The 13,537-nt window shown below is 56.1% G+C and carries 11 protein-coding genes, 1 other RNA gene and 1 pseudogene; 7 read left to right on the forward strand and 6 right to left on the reverse strand.

Annotated features, from left to right (window positions below; genetic code table 11):
• The 4 genes and pseudogenes from LARV_RS00595 to LARV_RS00610 form a co-directional block, all read left to right on the forward strand.
• The coding region (locus LARV_RS00595; protein ID WP_075071815.1) for an amidase family protein at window positions 1–962 on the forward strand (962 nt) is incomplete at its 5' end.
• A gap of 18 nt (window positions 963–980) precedes the next feature.
• Window positions 981–1,223, forward strand: a complete 243-nt coding sequence (locus LARV_RS00600; RefSeq protein WP_075071816.1) for a zinc ribbon domain-containing protein — start codon at window positions 981–983, stop codon at window positions 1,221–1,223.
• A gap of 156 nt (window positions 1,224–1,379) precedes the next feature.
• On the forward strand, window positions 1,380–3,080 hold the full coding sequence (locus tag LARV_RS00605; RefSeq protein ID WP_075071817.1) for a M3 family oligoendopeptidase: 1,701 nt from the start codon (window positions 1,380–1,382) through the stop codon (window positions 3,078–3,080).
• 219 nt (window positions 3,081–3,299) lie between these two features.
• Window positions 3,300–3,839, forward strand: a pseudogene (locus LARV_RS00610) (REP-associated tyrosine transposase).
• Between the two features lie 404 nt (window positions 3,840–4,243).
• Here LARV_RS00610 and LARV_RS00615 read toward each other — a convergent pair.
• Both LARV_RS00615 and LARV_RS00620 read right to left on the reverse strand, forming a co-directional pair.
• Window positions 4,244–4,657, reverse strand: coding sequence for an acyl-CoA thioesterase (locus LARV_RS00615; protein ID WP_075071818.1), 414 nt, complete (start codon window positions 4,655–4,657; stop codon window positions 4,244–4,246).
• Between the two features lie 272 nt (window positions 4,658–4,929).
• Complete coding sequence (locus LARV_RS00620; protein ID WP_075071819.1) at window positions 4,930–6,168, reverse strand: trans-sulfuration enzyme family protein; 1,239 nt, start codon at window positions 6,166–6,168, stop codon at window positions 4,930–4,932.
• A 235-nt stretch (window positions 6,169–6,403) separates the two neighbouring features.
• Here LARV_RS00620 and ffs point away from each other — a divergent pair.
• From ffs to LARV_RS00635, 3 genes are all read left to right on the forward strand, one after another.
• An RNA gene (ffs, locus tag LARV_RS00625) (signal recognition particle sRNA small type) lies at window positions 6,404–6,503 on the forward strand.
• A gap of 207 nt (window positions 6,504–6,710) precedes the next feature.
• Window positions 6,711–7,607: a methyltransferase domain-containing protein gene (locus LARV_RS00630; protein WP_075071820.1), complete on the forward strand. Its 897-nt coding sequence runs from the start codon at window positions 6,711–6,713 to the stop codon at window positions 7,605–7,607.
• A 229-nt stretch (window positions 7,608–7,836) separates the two neighbouring features.
• A complete protein-coding gene (locus tag LARV_RS00635; protein WP_075071821.1) occupies window positions 7,837–8,868 on the forward strand; it encodes a DUF2804 domain-containing protein in 1,032 nt (343 codons plus the stop codon).
• Between the two features lie 168 nt (window positions 8,869–9,036).
• Here the strand turns inward: LARV_RS00635 and LARV_RS00640 are convergent, their stop codons facing one another.
• The 4 genes from LARV_RS00640 to LARV_RS00655 form a co-directional block, all read right to left on the reverse strand.
• Window positions 9,037–9,855 (reverse strand): energy-coupling factor transporter transmembrane component T family protein, encoded by an 819-nt coding sequence (locus LARV_RS00640; protein ID WP_075071822.1) that lies wholly within the window; start codon window positions 9,853–9,855, stop codon window positions 9,037–9,039.
• Window positions 9,852–11,570, reverse strand: coding sequence for an ABC transporter ATP-binding protein (locus LARV_RS00645; RefSeq protein ID WP_075071823.1), 1,719 nt, complete (start codon window positions 11,568–11,570; stop codon window positions 9,852–9,854). The genes LARV_RS00640 and LARV_RS00645 overlap by 4 nt, the downstream gene beginning before the upstream one ends.
• A 104-nt stretch (window positions 11,571–11,674) precedes the next feature.
• Entirely contained in the window at window positions 11,675–12,421 is a 747-nt protein-coding gene (locus tag LARV_RS00650; RefSeq protein ID WP_075071824.1) for a hypothetical protein, read from the reverse strand.
• Window positions 12,422–12,494: 73 nt separating this feature from the next.
• A complete protein-coding gene (locus LARV_RS00655; protein ID WP_075071825.1) occupies window positions 12,495–13,535 on the reverse strand; it encodes an alcohol dehydrogenase catalytic domain-containing protein in 1,041 nt (346 codons plus the stop codon).
• Window positions 13,536–13,537 lie beyond the last annotated feature (2 nt).

Raw genomic sequence — 13,537 nt, forward strand, 5'->3', positions numbered from 1 at the left:
CCGCTTTCGGCACCGACACCGGCGGTTCGGTGCGCCAGCCGGCCTCTTATTGCGGCGTCACCGGCATCAAACCCACCTACGGACGCGTCTCGCGCTACGGGCTGGTGGCCTACGGCTCGTCGCTGGACACGGTCGGCATGTTCGCGCGCAGCGCCGAAGATGTGGCCCTGATTTTCCAGCACATGGCGGGCTGCGATTCGCGCGACGCCACCAGCATGGATACCTCCGTCCCGGCCTACACGCCGTTGCCGGCCGGGCAATCGCTTAAGGGACTGCGCATCGGCGTGCCGCGCGAATATTTCATCCCCGGCATGCAGGCCGAGGTGGAAAACGCCGTGAGGGCTGCCATCGCTCAGATGGAAAACCTGGGCGCCAGCGTGCACCCGGTCAGCCTGCCGCACACCGAATATGCCCTGCCAGTCTACTACCTGATCGCCCCCGCCGAAGCCTCCGCCAACCTGGCGCGCTACGACGGCGTGCGCTTTGGACTGCGCAAACCCGCCGACGAACTCAAGCAGCTTTATTTCGACTCGCGCGGCGCCGGTTTCGGCCCCGAGGTCAAACGCCGTATCATGCTGGGCACCTACGCGCTCTCCGCCGGCTATTATGACGCTTACTACGGCCAGGCCCAAAAAGTTCGCACGCTCATCAAGCGCGATTTCGAACAGGCCTTCGAGCAGGTGGACGTCATCGCCACGCCCGTCGCGCCCACCACCGCCTTCCGCATGGGCGAACACAGCGACGACCCGCTGGCCATGTATCTCGAGGATGTTTTCACCCTGCCGATCAACCTGGCCGGCGTACCCGGATTGGCTTTCCCGGTTGGCTTCGATCAAAACAACCTGCCCATCGGCATGCAACTGATGGGCCCGGATTTCCGCGAGGACCTGCTTTTCCGGGTGGCGCACACCTACCAGCAGGTGACCGATTGGCACCTGCGAAAACCGACCCTTGCTGTATAAATTCCAAACGGAGGTTTTATGTCTCAGGCTACCGAACTACTGGCACAAGAATTCGTCTGCTCCCGCTGCGGCACCAAAGGCGGTCAAACCCAGGAACTGGCCATGTCCGGCACGGGTATTTCACGCCTGCTCGAGATCCAACCTTACCGATATACTTTCGTTTCGTGCACCAACTGCGGCTATACCGAGGTATTCAACCTGGACATTCTCGAAGGGCGCGACGACCTGGGCACCTTCCTCGACGCGCTGTTTATGGATTAGAATTAACGGTAGGCGGCCCCGCGAGGGCTGCTCGAATTTTCGTCCGGGAGTCTAGCCGGTGGGCGGTCATATCGACTTTTCCTGCCGGCTTTCCAGTCTCTGGGTTTCACCAATCCTTCGTTTCGTTATACCCACCCTCACCTTTTTGGAGTTGGAATGTCCCATCCTCTACCGCAATCCGCAGACGCTTTGACCCACCTGACCTGGGCCGATATCGAGCCGCATTTCACCGAACTCAAACAAACCCGGCTCACCTCTCAAAACGTGGAAGTCTGGCTGGATCACTGGTCCGATCTGATCCGGACGGTGACCGAATCGAGCCAACGCCTGGCCGTCGCCGTCACGGTCAACACCGTGGACGAAGCCGCCGAAAAGGCCTACAACACCTTCTACGAAGAATTGTATCCGAAGGCCATGGCCGCCGATAACGAGCTCAAACTGATGCTGCTGCAAAGCGGCCTGCAGCCGGCCGGTTTCGAGCTTCAACTGCGCAATATCCGCGCTGAAGCCAATATTTTCCGCGCAGCCAACCTGCCGCTGATCGCCGAAGAGCAAAAGTTCACCACCGAGCACCAGAAGATTCTCGGCGCGCAGGTCGTCGAATGGGAAGGCAAGGAAGTCACCGTCCAACAGTTGCGCCCCGTCTACCAATCCACCGACCGCGCGCTGCGCGAAAAAGCCTGGCGCCTGGGAGCCGGGCGCCAACTCGCCGATCGGACTGCCCTCAACGAGCTGTGGCAAAAATACCTGCCGTTGCGCTTGAAGATGGCTGCCAACGCCGATCAACCCGATTACCGTGCCTATATATGGCAGGTCCTGCAGCGCTTCGATTACACCCCGGCCGACTGCCGGAAATTCCACGACGCCATCGAAAAGGCCGTTGTGCCGGCCGCCCGGCGCATCTATGAACGCCGCCGCCAGCGCCTGGGCCTGGATACGCTGCGCCCGTGGGACCTGGACGTCGACCCGACCAACCTGCCCCCGCTGCGTCCCTTTAAGAGCGATGACGAGTTCAAGACCGGCGTCAGTTCCATCTTCCATAAGGTCGATCCGGTGCTGGGCGGCTATTTCGACACCATGCGCAAGGAAGGTCTGCTGGATCTGGAGAACCGCAAGAACAAGGCTCCCGGCGGATACACCACCAGCTTCCCGGTTGCGAAGCGTCCGTTCATCTTTATGAACGCGGTCGGCATGCATGACGATGTCCAGACCCTGCTGCATGAAGGCGGGCATTCCTTCCACGAATTCGAAAAGGCGCCCCTGCGTTACGCCCAGCAGATGAACGTGCCGATGGAATTCAACGAAGTGGCTTCGATGGGCATGGAACTGCTGGCTTCACCCTACCTGGCGAAGGAAGCGGGCGGCTTCTACACCCCGGCAGACGCCCGCCGCGCGCGCATCGAACACCTCGAAGGCGATATCCTCTTCTGGCCCTACATGGCGGTGGTGGATGCCTTCCAACACTGGGTTTATGAGAATCCGGAAAAGGCCATGGACGCGGCCGAATGCGACGCCGCCTGGGGCCGCGAATGGCGCCGCTTCATGGTCGTGGTCGACTGGAGTGGTCTGGAAGACGAAATGGTCACCGGCTGGCAGCGCAAGCTGCACATCTTCCAGGTGCCGTTCTATTACGTGGAATACGGTCTGGCGCAGTTGGGCGCGGCTCAGGTGTGGCGCAACTCGCTTAAGGACCAGGCCGGCGCAGTCGCCAGCTATCGCAAGGCGTTGGCGCTGGGCGGCACGGCCACCCTGCCGCAGCTCTACCAGACCGCCGGAGCGCGCCTGGCCTTCGATGCCGGTACGCTGGGCGAAATGGTGTCGTTGATGGAAGCCAAAATCGCCGAGTTGGAAGGGTAAATATAAAATTATTGTAGGTTGGGTTGAGGGGTGGGTGAAATACAGATTTTGCCGGCTATTTCCCCACCCCGAAACCCAACATTCACGGCCGTAAGGAAATGTTGGGTTTCGTTTCGGCATAGGCCGATTCAAGCTATTGTTAAAATCACTCAACCCAACCTACGAAAACGGACATCGTTTTTCACAACAATCCATATACGATAACGCTATAATCAAATCATGAAATACCGCCGCGTTTATGTTCCTGGTGGTACGTTCTTTTTTACCCTGGTGACTTACCAACGCTAGCCAATATTTTTTACCCCTGAATCTGTCGATCTTTTACGAAACGCTTTTCGATATACCATTGGCCGTATGCCGTTTACGATTATTGCCAGCGTGATTTTGCCCGACCACATTCATTTTATATGGGAATTGCCATTGGAGTCAGGCGATTATTCCACACGGTGGCGTATGATCAAGAGTTACTTCACAAGGAATTGGAAAGTAAGCAATGGCCCGAGCGCATCAATCTCGCGCCAAAGTAAGGGAGAACGCGAGATATGGCAGCGCCGATTTTGGGAACACTATATTCGCAATGAAGATGATTTAGCATGCCATATCGAATATATACACTACAACCCTGTCAAACACGGGTTGGTTGATTCACCGGTCAAGTGGAAATATTCAAGTTTTCTGAAATTCGTTCAAAATGGATATTATCCAACCAATTGGGGTGAAGACGGGCAGGTATGGTCCGGTGAGGAAGGAATGGAATAGCATTTGTAGGTTGGGTTGAGGGGTGGATCAATCCAGGATCGGACTGTCACGATTTCCACCCCGAAACCCAACGTTCACGGCCGTCACAATATGTTGGGTTTCGTTTCGGCATAGGCCGATTCAAGTTATTGTTAATCACTCAACCCAACCTACGAAAACCAATGCGAAGAACGTCACACCAATTTCGAGGCTTCGTCGTAGAGCGCCTTTTCTTGGTCCGTCTCCGGAATCAGATTTGTAGGTTGGGTTGAGGGGTGGATCAATCCAGGATCGGACTGTCACGATTTCCACCCGAAACCCAACGTTCACGGCCGTCACAATATGTTGGGTTTCGTTTCGGCATAGGCCGATTCAAGTTATTGTTAATCACTCAACCCAACCTACGAAAACCAATGCGAAGAACGTCACACCAATTTCGAGGCTTCGTCGTAGAGCGCCTTTTCTTCCTCCGTCACCGGCGCCAGTTCCAGGCCGTGCGGCTGGGGATTTCCCTGTAAATCCACGTGCACGAAGGTCATGAACCCGCGCACCGCGATCTGATCCGCGACATGCGCCTCGATCAGAACAATGATCTTGGTCCGCCCGACCTTTACGATTTGGCTCTTGAAGGTCACCACCTCACCCTTCTGGATCGGCCGGCTGAAGGTCATACCGTGGATTTTCACGCATACGATATTTTCCGGTCTGGTCGGCATCGCCGCTGAAATAAACCCGGACTCGACGAACCATTCCGCGCTCCGCCCGGCGTAAAGCGTGCCGTGGTGGTTCAGATCCTCGCCCTTCACCAGGTGCATGCTGGTATTCACCGGAAAACTCATTTTCTCTCCTTGAGCATCGAAAATATCGGTCCAGTCGATTCTAAACACACCGGGTCATTTTGTCCATCATCTGGCCCAATCGACTCTCTGGACGGCATCCAGGTGGGCGCGACTCCGGTCCATCGAACCTCGTCCTGAAACAACCACCCTTAATGAAAAAATACCGCCATTCCTGGCGGTATTTTACTTTCATTGCTGATCATCTTCAGGCATTTGGATTTGACGCGGCTGCCCGGTTGTCAATCGCTAACAGCTAAAGGCTAACCGCTTCCTTACGCCTTCTCCAGCGCGCAGTCCAGATCGCGGATGATATCCTCGACGTTTTCGATGCCCACCGAGAGGCGCACCAGGCCGTCGGTGATGCCGGCGCTCAGGCGTTCTTCGCGCGCCACGGCCGAATGGGTCATGCTGGCCGGATGCTCGATCAGTGTATCGACGTTGCCCAGGCTGACCGCCAGCGTGCAGGTCTGCACGTGGTTCATCAGGGCTTCACCCGCCTGCAGGCCGCCCTTCAATTCGAAGGAAATCATGCCGCCGTAATCGTGCATCTGGCGCCGGGCCAGGGCGTGATCGGGATGGCTCTCCAATCCCGGATAGAAAACGCGCGCGATCTTGGGATGGCTTTCCAGGTAACGCGCCACCGACATGGCGTTTTCACAGTGGCGCTGCATGCGCAGTTCGAAGGTCTTCAGGCCGATATTCGCCAGCCAGGCGTCGAAAGGACTTTCCGAACCGCCCAGGGTCTTGAGCAGGCCGCCGAGGTCTTTGCGCACCCAATCGACGTGCCGGCTGATCACCGCGCCGCCGATCACCAGACCGTGACCGGAGAGGTACTTGGTCGTGGAATGCACCACCACGTCCGCGCCCAGCGTCAACGGGCGCTGGCAGTAGGGCGAGGCAAAGGTATTGTCGACCATCAACCAGGCCTTGTGCTGATGAGCGGTCTCAGCCACGCCGGCCAGATCGACCAGCGCCATGGTGGGGTTGGCCGGGGATTCGGCGTAAGCCAGCACGGCTTCGGGATGCTGCTCGAAGGCGGCGGCCCAGTTTTCGACCGATGGATCGGTCAACCAGACCGTTTTGATGCCATAATTCGGGGCCACGTTCTTGAGGAAGGTGTGGGTTGCGCCGTACAGGGCTTCCTGGGCGATGACGGTCTGGCCGCTTTTCACGCAGGCCAGCACGGCCGTCGAAACCGCCGCCATCCCGGAGGAAAACACCAGCCCATCCGAGATCTCTTCCAGGGGCCGCCCGGGAGCGGCGCGCAGCAGATCGAACCCTTCCAACGCGGCATATTTCTGGGCCAGTTGGCGGGTGTTGGGATTTCCCATACGGGTGTAGACGTAACCGGGATCATCGCCCTTGAAAATGGCGGCGCCGGTCGCTACGTCCGGAAAGCTGAAGGTAGAGGTCTGATAAATTGGGGTGATGTGAGAGTGAAGCGGGTTGTGCCCTTCCCCAACATGATTCACCAACGTACTCAATCCCTGCTTTGGGTCGATGTTGGTCATTCGTTTCTCCTGAAAATTATTTTCTTTAGTTGATTATACAGATCAAAAAGAGCTTCCAGGCCCTGGGCCGGAAGGATGTGACACAGAACCGGAGGAAAGTCACCCCACGAACGATGAAATTAACCCGCTCGATCTGACAATTTCACCCCCGTCCGAATCAAGGGAGCGACCGGCCCACGGGCGCGGCGCTGGAATTGACGTTTCCTCCATCCTCTGGTATCCTTAACCCGCGACCGGGCGGGACCGGCGCGGCGGAAACCTTCGAACCCCGACAGGTCCGAGAGGAAGCATCGGTAAGGAGGCCCTTCCGGGCGCCGCCGGCAAACCTGCCCGGTCGCATTTTTAAGAGAACTCACCACGGAGACACGGAGGACACGGAGAAGAAAAAAAATAAAAAGAGAAGTGCGTAACCATTTTTCGATGCCAGCAATCATCTGTGTTAATTTATTCTTCTCAAAAAGTGGTCTTCTCCGTGATCTCCGTGTCTCCGTGGTGATTAACACCCCAAGTTTTCGATATCCTAAATCTAGAAACAACGGCTCATGCAATCCACACCTCCCGTTTGCGATTACACCAATTCCGATTATCAAACCTCCTTCTGGGATCAGGGCGGACGCGCCTACGAAGACCGCGCCGAAGCCGTGGCCCTGAAGCGCCTGCTGTCGCCGGAAGGCGGCCAGCGCCTGTTGGAATTGGGCGCCGGCGCCGGGCGCAACACCCTGCGCTACACCGGTTACCAACACATCGTCCTGCTGGACTATTCCGAAACCCAGCTTCAACAGGCCCGTCAGCGCCTGGGCGATTCCGAGCGCTTCACGTACGTGGCCGCCGATATTTACCGGCTGCCCTTCATGCCGGCCAGCTTCGATGGCGCCACCATGATCCGCACCCTGCACCACATGGCCGATGCCCGCCGGGCGCTGGATCAGGTTCGGCTTACGCTGCAGCCCAATGCTACTTTCATCCTTGAGTTTGCCAACAAGAAGAACCTCAAATCGATCGTACGCTACGCCCTCGGCAGGCAGCACTGGAGCCCCTTCACCCCGGAACCGGTCGAATTTGCCGCACTCAACTTCGATTTTCACCCGGCCATGGTGCGCACCTGGTTGCAATTGGCCGGCTTCAGCATCGAACGCATGTTGACCGTTTCGCACTTCCGCATCGGACTGTTCAAAAAACTGCTGCCGACCGGTCTGCTGGTGGCAATGGACAGCGTCGCCCAGCTCACCGGCAACTGGTGGCAGCTATCACCCAGCGTGTTCACCCGTTGCCGCGCCGTCGGCGGCCAGCCCGGACCGCTCCCTCCGGCCTTCTTCCGCTGCCCGGTCTGCGGATCCGGCCCGCTGCCCGCGGCCTCGGCGGATGAAATCGTCTGCCCGGACTGCCAGCGCCATTATCCCGTGCACGATGGGGTGTACGATTTTCGGGTGGTGGAGTGAAGCGGAAGATGTGAAGCGTGAAGTGTGAAGCGTGAAGTGTGAAGAGTGATGTGTGAAGAGTGAACGGATAAAGTATTGATGTGATATTCGGCTATTCGATATTCGTAAATCCTCATCTGTCAAATCGGTTATTCCCTTTTCCATTCTGCCTGTAAAATAATCCTTACAGGCATTTTCGTTTCACTCTTCACTCCTCACTCTTCACTTCATTTTCCACGAGGCTACCATCATGCAAAGGATGCTCAAAGGTCCCGGATCGCTGCTGGACGCGCAGGGGAATTTAACCGACATCGGCTGGGCGCGCCAGCCGGTGCTGGATTGTAATCTGGACAAGACGCATTTCTACGCCCTGCGTTTCATGCAGTGGATGCGCATCAAACGCTGGGATTATTACGCGCTGACCACGCCGACCCATTTCTTCAGCTTTACCATCAGTGACGTGGGCTACCTGGGCTCGATCTTTGCCTATGTAATCGATTTCGAAACCGGGGACTATCACGAAGAAACGCTCACCATCCCCTTTGCCGCCGGCGTGCAACTGCCGCGCAACAGCAGCAAGGGCAACAGCCATTTTGCCAATAAGCGCGCCAGCCTGGACTTCAACCGCGAAAGCGGCGGGCACAAAATCAACGTGAGCTGGCCGGGCTTCGGCGGCAGCGGGCTGAACGCCAACCTGCGCCTGGCGCTGGCCCCCACCCACGAATCCATGGTCATCGTCATTCCCATTCGCGGCAAGCGTTTCTATTACAACCGCAAGATCAACTGCCTGCCCGCCTCCGGCCAGGTGGATTATCAGGGCAAGCACTTCGATATCACCCCGGCCACCTGCCTGGGCAGCCTGGATTGGGGTCGCGGCGTGTGGGAGTACAATTCCTTCTGGGTGTGGGCCAGCGCCTCGGGTTTTCTGCCCGACCGGCGCACCATCGGCCTCAACCTGGGTTTCGGCTTTGGCGACACCTCGGCAGCCGGTGAGAACGCTTTCATCCTCAACGGTAAAGTTCACAAGCTGGAGGAAGTCAAATTCCAATATGACTCGAAGAATTTCATGAAACCCTGGCACATGACCGGCACGGACGGCCGCCTGGATCTGGAATTCACCCCCTTCTTCGAACGCGTCGCCAAGACCGACGCCAAGGTGCTTTCCAGCGAAGTGCACCAGATGTTCGGGCGTTACAATGGCCGTCTGGTCAGCGACAGCGGCGAAAAGATCGACGTCCAGAATCTGGTCGGTTTCGCCGAGGAACACCACGCCAAATGGTAAGGGTTCTCAGGATTGACCTTTGGTGACAGTCTGAAGGAAACCGGACGGCTGCGCCGGTCGGCGGTGGAATGACCGAAGAAAAAAGCAACTTTCCATATCGAACCTGGAAAGTTGCTTATCTTTAAAGCCTCTTTTCGGATCAAGCAATACCGAACTCGTAAATCCCGGTTATTGTCCCGTGCTCAGGCCAGCGATCGTCAGACTGCCATATCCCATGATCCGAATAACGATCGAAGCAATCAGGAAGAAGATCATAATGCCGAAAATGATCTTATCCGTGCGTGTGAACTGGCTGGCGTGTACGAAATTGCGCTTGCCGTATGGATCGAACGCGCGGGATTCCATGGCAACACTGAGGTCGCTGACGATCTTGAGAGCGCGCAAGGACAGCGGGATGATATAGGCCGTATGCTTGCGGAAGCGGGTCATCAGGCCGCCCTTGTCGAATTCCGTCGCCCGTGATTTCTGGGCTTCGATGATGATGCCATGCTCAGCCTGGAATTGCGGGATCAAACGCAGGACGATCCCGACCACCATCGCGAACACGACCGAAACCTTCATTTGATACAGTCCCGTAATGATTTCGCGGGTTGGCGTCGCCATGGCGACGATCAAAAAGGCAAACAAAACCGATGTGATGCGCAGTGCAACTGCCAGACCTTTCAGGACGCCCATATCGGTCACCGCCCAGCCAAAGATGCTGAACAGCGGATTACCCTGGTCGCGCAGGAACACAATCCACAGCACCCAGGATAGAACGCCGGCATAGATGCCCAACTGGCCGAATTTCATCACGCGCTTCAAGGAAAGTTTGCCGGCAAAGGCCGCCAGCAGCAGAGTCGCCATGGTGAAAGACTGATAGCGTGGATCCGTGAATACCATGATCATCGCAAATACCCACAGGATATAGATCAGCTTGGTGCGTGGGTCCAATTGCGATAGGAATGATTTTACGCCCTCGTAATAAGAAACACGGATAGCCGTCACAGTTGACCTCCCTTTAACACCTGAACCATATCCGGTACGCGGATGATATTTCCGGGGATGCCACAATCCTGAAGCTGGTTCGATAGCTCCGTCACTTGTGGCAGGGAGATGTGACACTCGCGCAGCAATTCCTTTTGAGCAAACACCTCTTCTGCGGGTCCATCGAGCGCAATATGGCCGTGATTCAACACCAACATCCGGCTGGTATAGTTGGCTGCCAGTGAGACGTCGTGCGTGATGATGACCACCGTCAGGCCTTTTTGGTGCAAACCACAGATATAGCGCATAATTCGCAGGGCGACGCCAAAATCTGCGCCAGTAGCCGGCTCATCCAGCACCAGCACATCCGGTTCCATGATGAGAACGGAAGCGATGGCAATCAACTTGCGTTCGGCCAGTCCCATGAAGAAGGGCTCGTCCTCACCGCGTCCTTCCATTCCGATATCCTTAAGCGATTTCTGAACCGCTTCCTCGATCCGTTTTTCATCCCACTTAAGGTTCCTGGGACCAAATGCCAGCTCTTCAGCCACATTCTTCGAGAAGATCTGGTGGTCAGGGTTCTGAAATACATAACCCACCTTGCTCGACAACCTGGAGATGGATACCGAATGTGTATCCAATCCTTCGACGATCACTTTCCCGGCGGTTGGCTTGAGCAAACCATTCAGGTGTTTGGCCAGGGTCGTCTTCCCTGCGCCATTCTGGCCCATCAGCGCGATAAACTCGCCGCGATGGATTTCCAGGTCGACATCCTTTAATACCGGCTTTCCATTCGAATAATTAAAGCAGGCCTTCTGGGCGACGATCAACGGTTCACCTGGAACAACCTGTGATTTTTCAATCGGCAGCCCTGGTTCGAAATCTGCCGGTAGAATCCTTTTCAATGTTTGCCGGGTCGTCTCAAGGTCAACCGGCAGCGCACCTGGCCATTGTCCATCTTTTCGGAGTTGATAAGCGATTTCGGTCACATCCGGGAGTTTGATTCCGGCCTCCCGCAGCAATCCCGCCTGATCCAGCACCTTTTCCGGCGTATCCACCACCAGGATTTTGCAATCATCCATGATGGCAATCCGGTCTGCATACGGGATGATCTCCTGTAATTCCTGATCCACGATCACGATCGTAATCCCCATATCCCGATTGAGGTGCGCGATCGTCTGTAAAACTTCTTCCTTGCCAATGGGATCCAATTCCGCGGTTGGATTGTCCAACACCAGGATCTCAGGCCGAAAAGCCAGCGCTGCCGCAATCGCAACCCGCTGTTTTTGGCCACCGGACAGGTTCCAGGGGGAAACATCTTTGAAAGCCGTCATTTCGACGATTTCCAGAGCTTCCTCGCGGCGGCGGATGATTACATCCACCGGAAGAGCCAGGTTTTCCAGACCATATTCGACATCTTCTTCAACGGTCAATCCGACGATCTGGGACTCGGCGCTCTGCAAGACGATTCCAACCTTTTGAGCCAATTCAGCCGGGGTGGCTTTTTGGGTATCCGTCCCTGAAACGATTACAGAGCCTTCCATCTTTCCGCCAAAACTATGCGGCACCAATCCATTCAGAGAATAACAAAGGGTGCTCTTCCCTGACCCTGTGCGCCCGGCGATCGCAAGAAACTCGCCCTTCTGAATTTCAAGGTCAATTCCACGTAAAACTTCCGTCGTTTCATGCCCACGGTACGCATAACGTAAGCCAGTAATCTTGACAATCGGTTCCATGCCACCTCTACTTCGCCAAAGGTTCGGCCTGAGAAACTCAGGCCAGGATTACCAGAGCAGGTGAAATCGTCTGTAGATCCTGGCCTGATGACGAAACGAATAAATTAGTCCTCTTTCTCGTGTTTCAGTTCATCTCGTGATAGGCCATAGCGTTTGGCGGCCGGACCGATCACGCGCGCCACCACCGGGCCCAGTAAACCGCCGATGAAGGTGGTGACAATGACGGACGGGAAAATCACCGGCCAGATCACTTCCTTCGGGAACAGGTTGAGGTATTGGAAGTTGGTGCACAGATACAGGGGGCCTATGATGCACCACAGGAAAGTGACCACATAATACTTCCAGACCGAGCGGCCCTTCAGGATGGAATAATCTTCGACAATGGGCTTGTAGAACCGGTAGAGAAGGTAGGGCATCCACCAGGTGATGATGAAACCGGCGATCGAACCCGGTCCAAGGGTGCCGGCCAGCGCATCGCCGATAATATTGGAGATCATGGCGCCCCAGACTGCCGGCATGCCAAAGATGGCGCCAAAGGGGAAGCGGATCAACGCATCCGCGCGGAAAGTGATGGTGCCAGGAACAAGCACGATGACGGCGCCGACGACCTGCAGGATCACAGACAGGGCCGCGGTCATGGCCACAATGACGACCGACTTGACATTCCAACGCCGTACAACTTTCTTGAAACCGAATGGTTTGAAGTTGAATTGGTAACCAAAGATTTCACCCAGGAAAATGATTGTCATCGGGATCGAAACAATGATGCCCAGAATAAACATCCCCTGGTATGAAATTAAGCCCACCAGTTTGGCAAGGCCTGCAAGGATTGAATTCAAAAAGTTTTGCATGGTTCCCTCCGGACGAAATGAGACTTTTCGGTTAAGAAGCAGATTCGACTGGAAAATCAATCCGTTTTTGACATCATTCCATTGGCAGCTCCTCCCCAAATTTCACAACCGTTTTGATCCCGCGATATTCCGACACGTTTTGAATTGCATCCAGAATTCCCTCGATCGGAACCGTACCTGTGATAATCCCGGTGACATTGACCTTTTCTTCTGCCAGTAATCGAAGCGCCAGGTGAAAATGCTGCGGGGACAGGCCAAAAGATCCCACCAGGCGCACTTCATCGTAATGAATCGGGTAGGGGTTGATATTCAACGTGGTTCCCCGGGGCAACCCGGCGAAGAGGTTGATCGTCCCTCCCTTGCGTACATATTTGAACGCGGTTTCTGCCAGCGCGGCATTTCCCACCGATACCATCACCTTGTCTGCGCCGTCAGGATAGATTTTGTGAAGCTGCTCGTCAAAATCCTCCTTGCTCGCGTCGATGGCCACATCGGCCACCTGGGCAGATCGCTTCAGCCGGGCAGGGATCATACCGGTCTGGACAATCTGGTTCACACCCAGCGCGCGGGCGGCTTCCGCCTGCAGCAAACCCATGGGCCCATCGCCAAGGATCAACAGCCGGTCATTGGGATCGATATCCATCGCCTCCAGGCCGTGCAGGCAGCATCCCAGGGGTTCAGCCAGCGCGGCATGTTCCATGGGCAATTCATCTGGAATCGAGAACAATCCTTTTCGAACAATCCGGGGGGGGATGACCACAAATTCCGCGAATCCTCCCGGAATGAAACCTTCATCCATCAGATGATCGCACAGGGTATATTGCCCTCGGCGGCAGGCATCACATTCGCCGCACGGCGCGTAGGGCGCTGCCGCCACGCGATCGCCTGGATGCCAACCGTCGACCTGATTGACGGCTTCGATGACGCCGCTGATTTCATGGCCGAGGACCGAACCCGGTTTGATCTTTGGATGTCCCTGGCGGATGGTCTTGATATCGGTGGCGCAGATCCCGCACGCGCGCATCCGAATCAACACTTCCCCGGGTTGTGGAATGGGAGAAGCCATTTCTTCAATGCCAGCTTTTCCTTGCTCATAGTAACGGAAAGCCTTCATAA

It is taken from the genome of Longilinea arvoryzae, from assembly GCF_001050235.1.
GTDB classification, from domain to species: domain Bacteria; phylum Chloroflexota; class Anaerolineae; order Anaerolineales; family Anaerolineaceae; genus Longilinea; species Longilinea arvoryzae.

Bases quoted from the DNA above. Each gene is read 5' to 3' on its own strand.
- LARV_RS00630 (WP_075071820.1), top strand. From the start codon at position 6,711: ATGCAATCCACACCTCCCGTTTGCGATTACACCAATTCCGATTATCAA.
- LARV_RS00605 (WP_075071817.1), top strand. From the start codon at position 1,380: ATGTCCCATCCTCTACCGCAATCCGCAGACGCTTTGACCCACCTGACC.
- LARV_RS00650 (WP_075071824.1), bottom strand. From the start codon at position 12,421: ATGCAAAACTTTTTGAATTCAATCCTTGCAGGCCTTGCCAAACTGGTG.
- LARV_RS00615 (WP_075071818.1), bottom strand. From the start codon at position 4,657: ATGAGTTTTCCGGTGAATACCAGCATGCACCTGGTGAAGGGCGAGGAT.
- LARV_RS00645 (WP_075071823.1), bottom strand. From the start codon at position 11,570: ATGGAACCGATTGTCAAGATTACTGGCTTACGTTATGCGTACCGTGGG.
- LARV_RS00620 (WP_075071819.1), bottom strand. From the start codon at position 6,168: ATGACCAACATCGACCCAAAGCAGGGATTGAGTACGTTGGTGAATCAT.
- LARV_RS00655 (WP_075071825.1), bottom strand. From the start codon at position 13,535: ATGAAGGCTTTCCGTTACTATGAGCAAGGAAAAGCTGGCATTGAAGAA.
- LARV_RS00635 (WP_075071821.1), top strand. From the start codon at position 7,837: ATGCAAAGGATGCTCAAAGGTCCCGGATCGCTGCTGGACGCGCAGGGG.
- LARV_RS00600 (WP_075071816.1), top strand. From the start codon at position 981: ATGTCTCAGGCTACCGAACTACTGGCACAAGAATTCGTCTGCTCCCGC.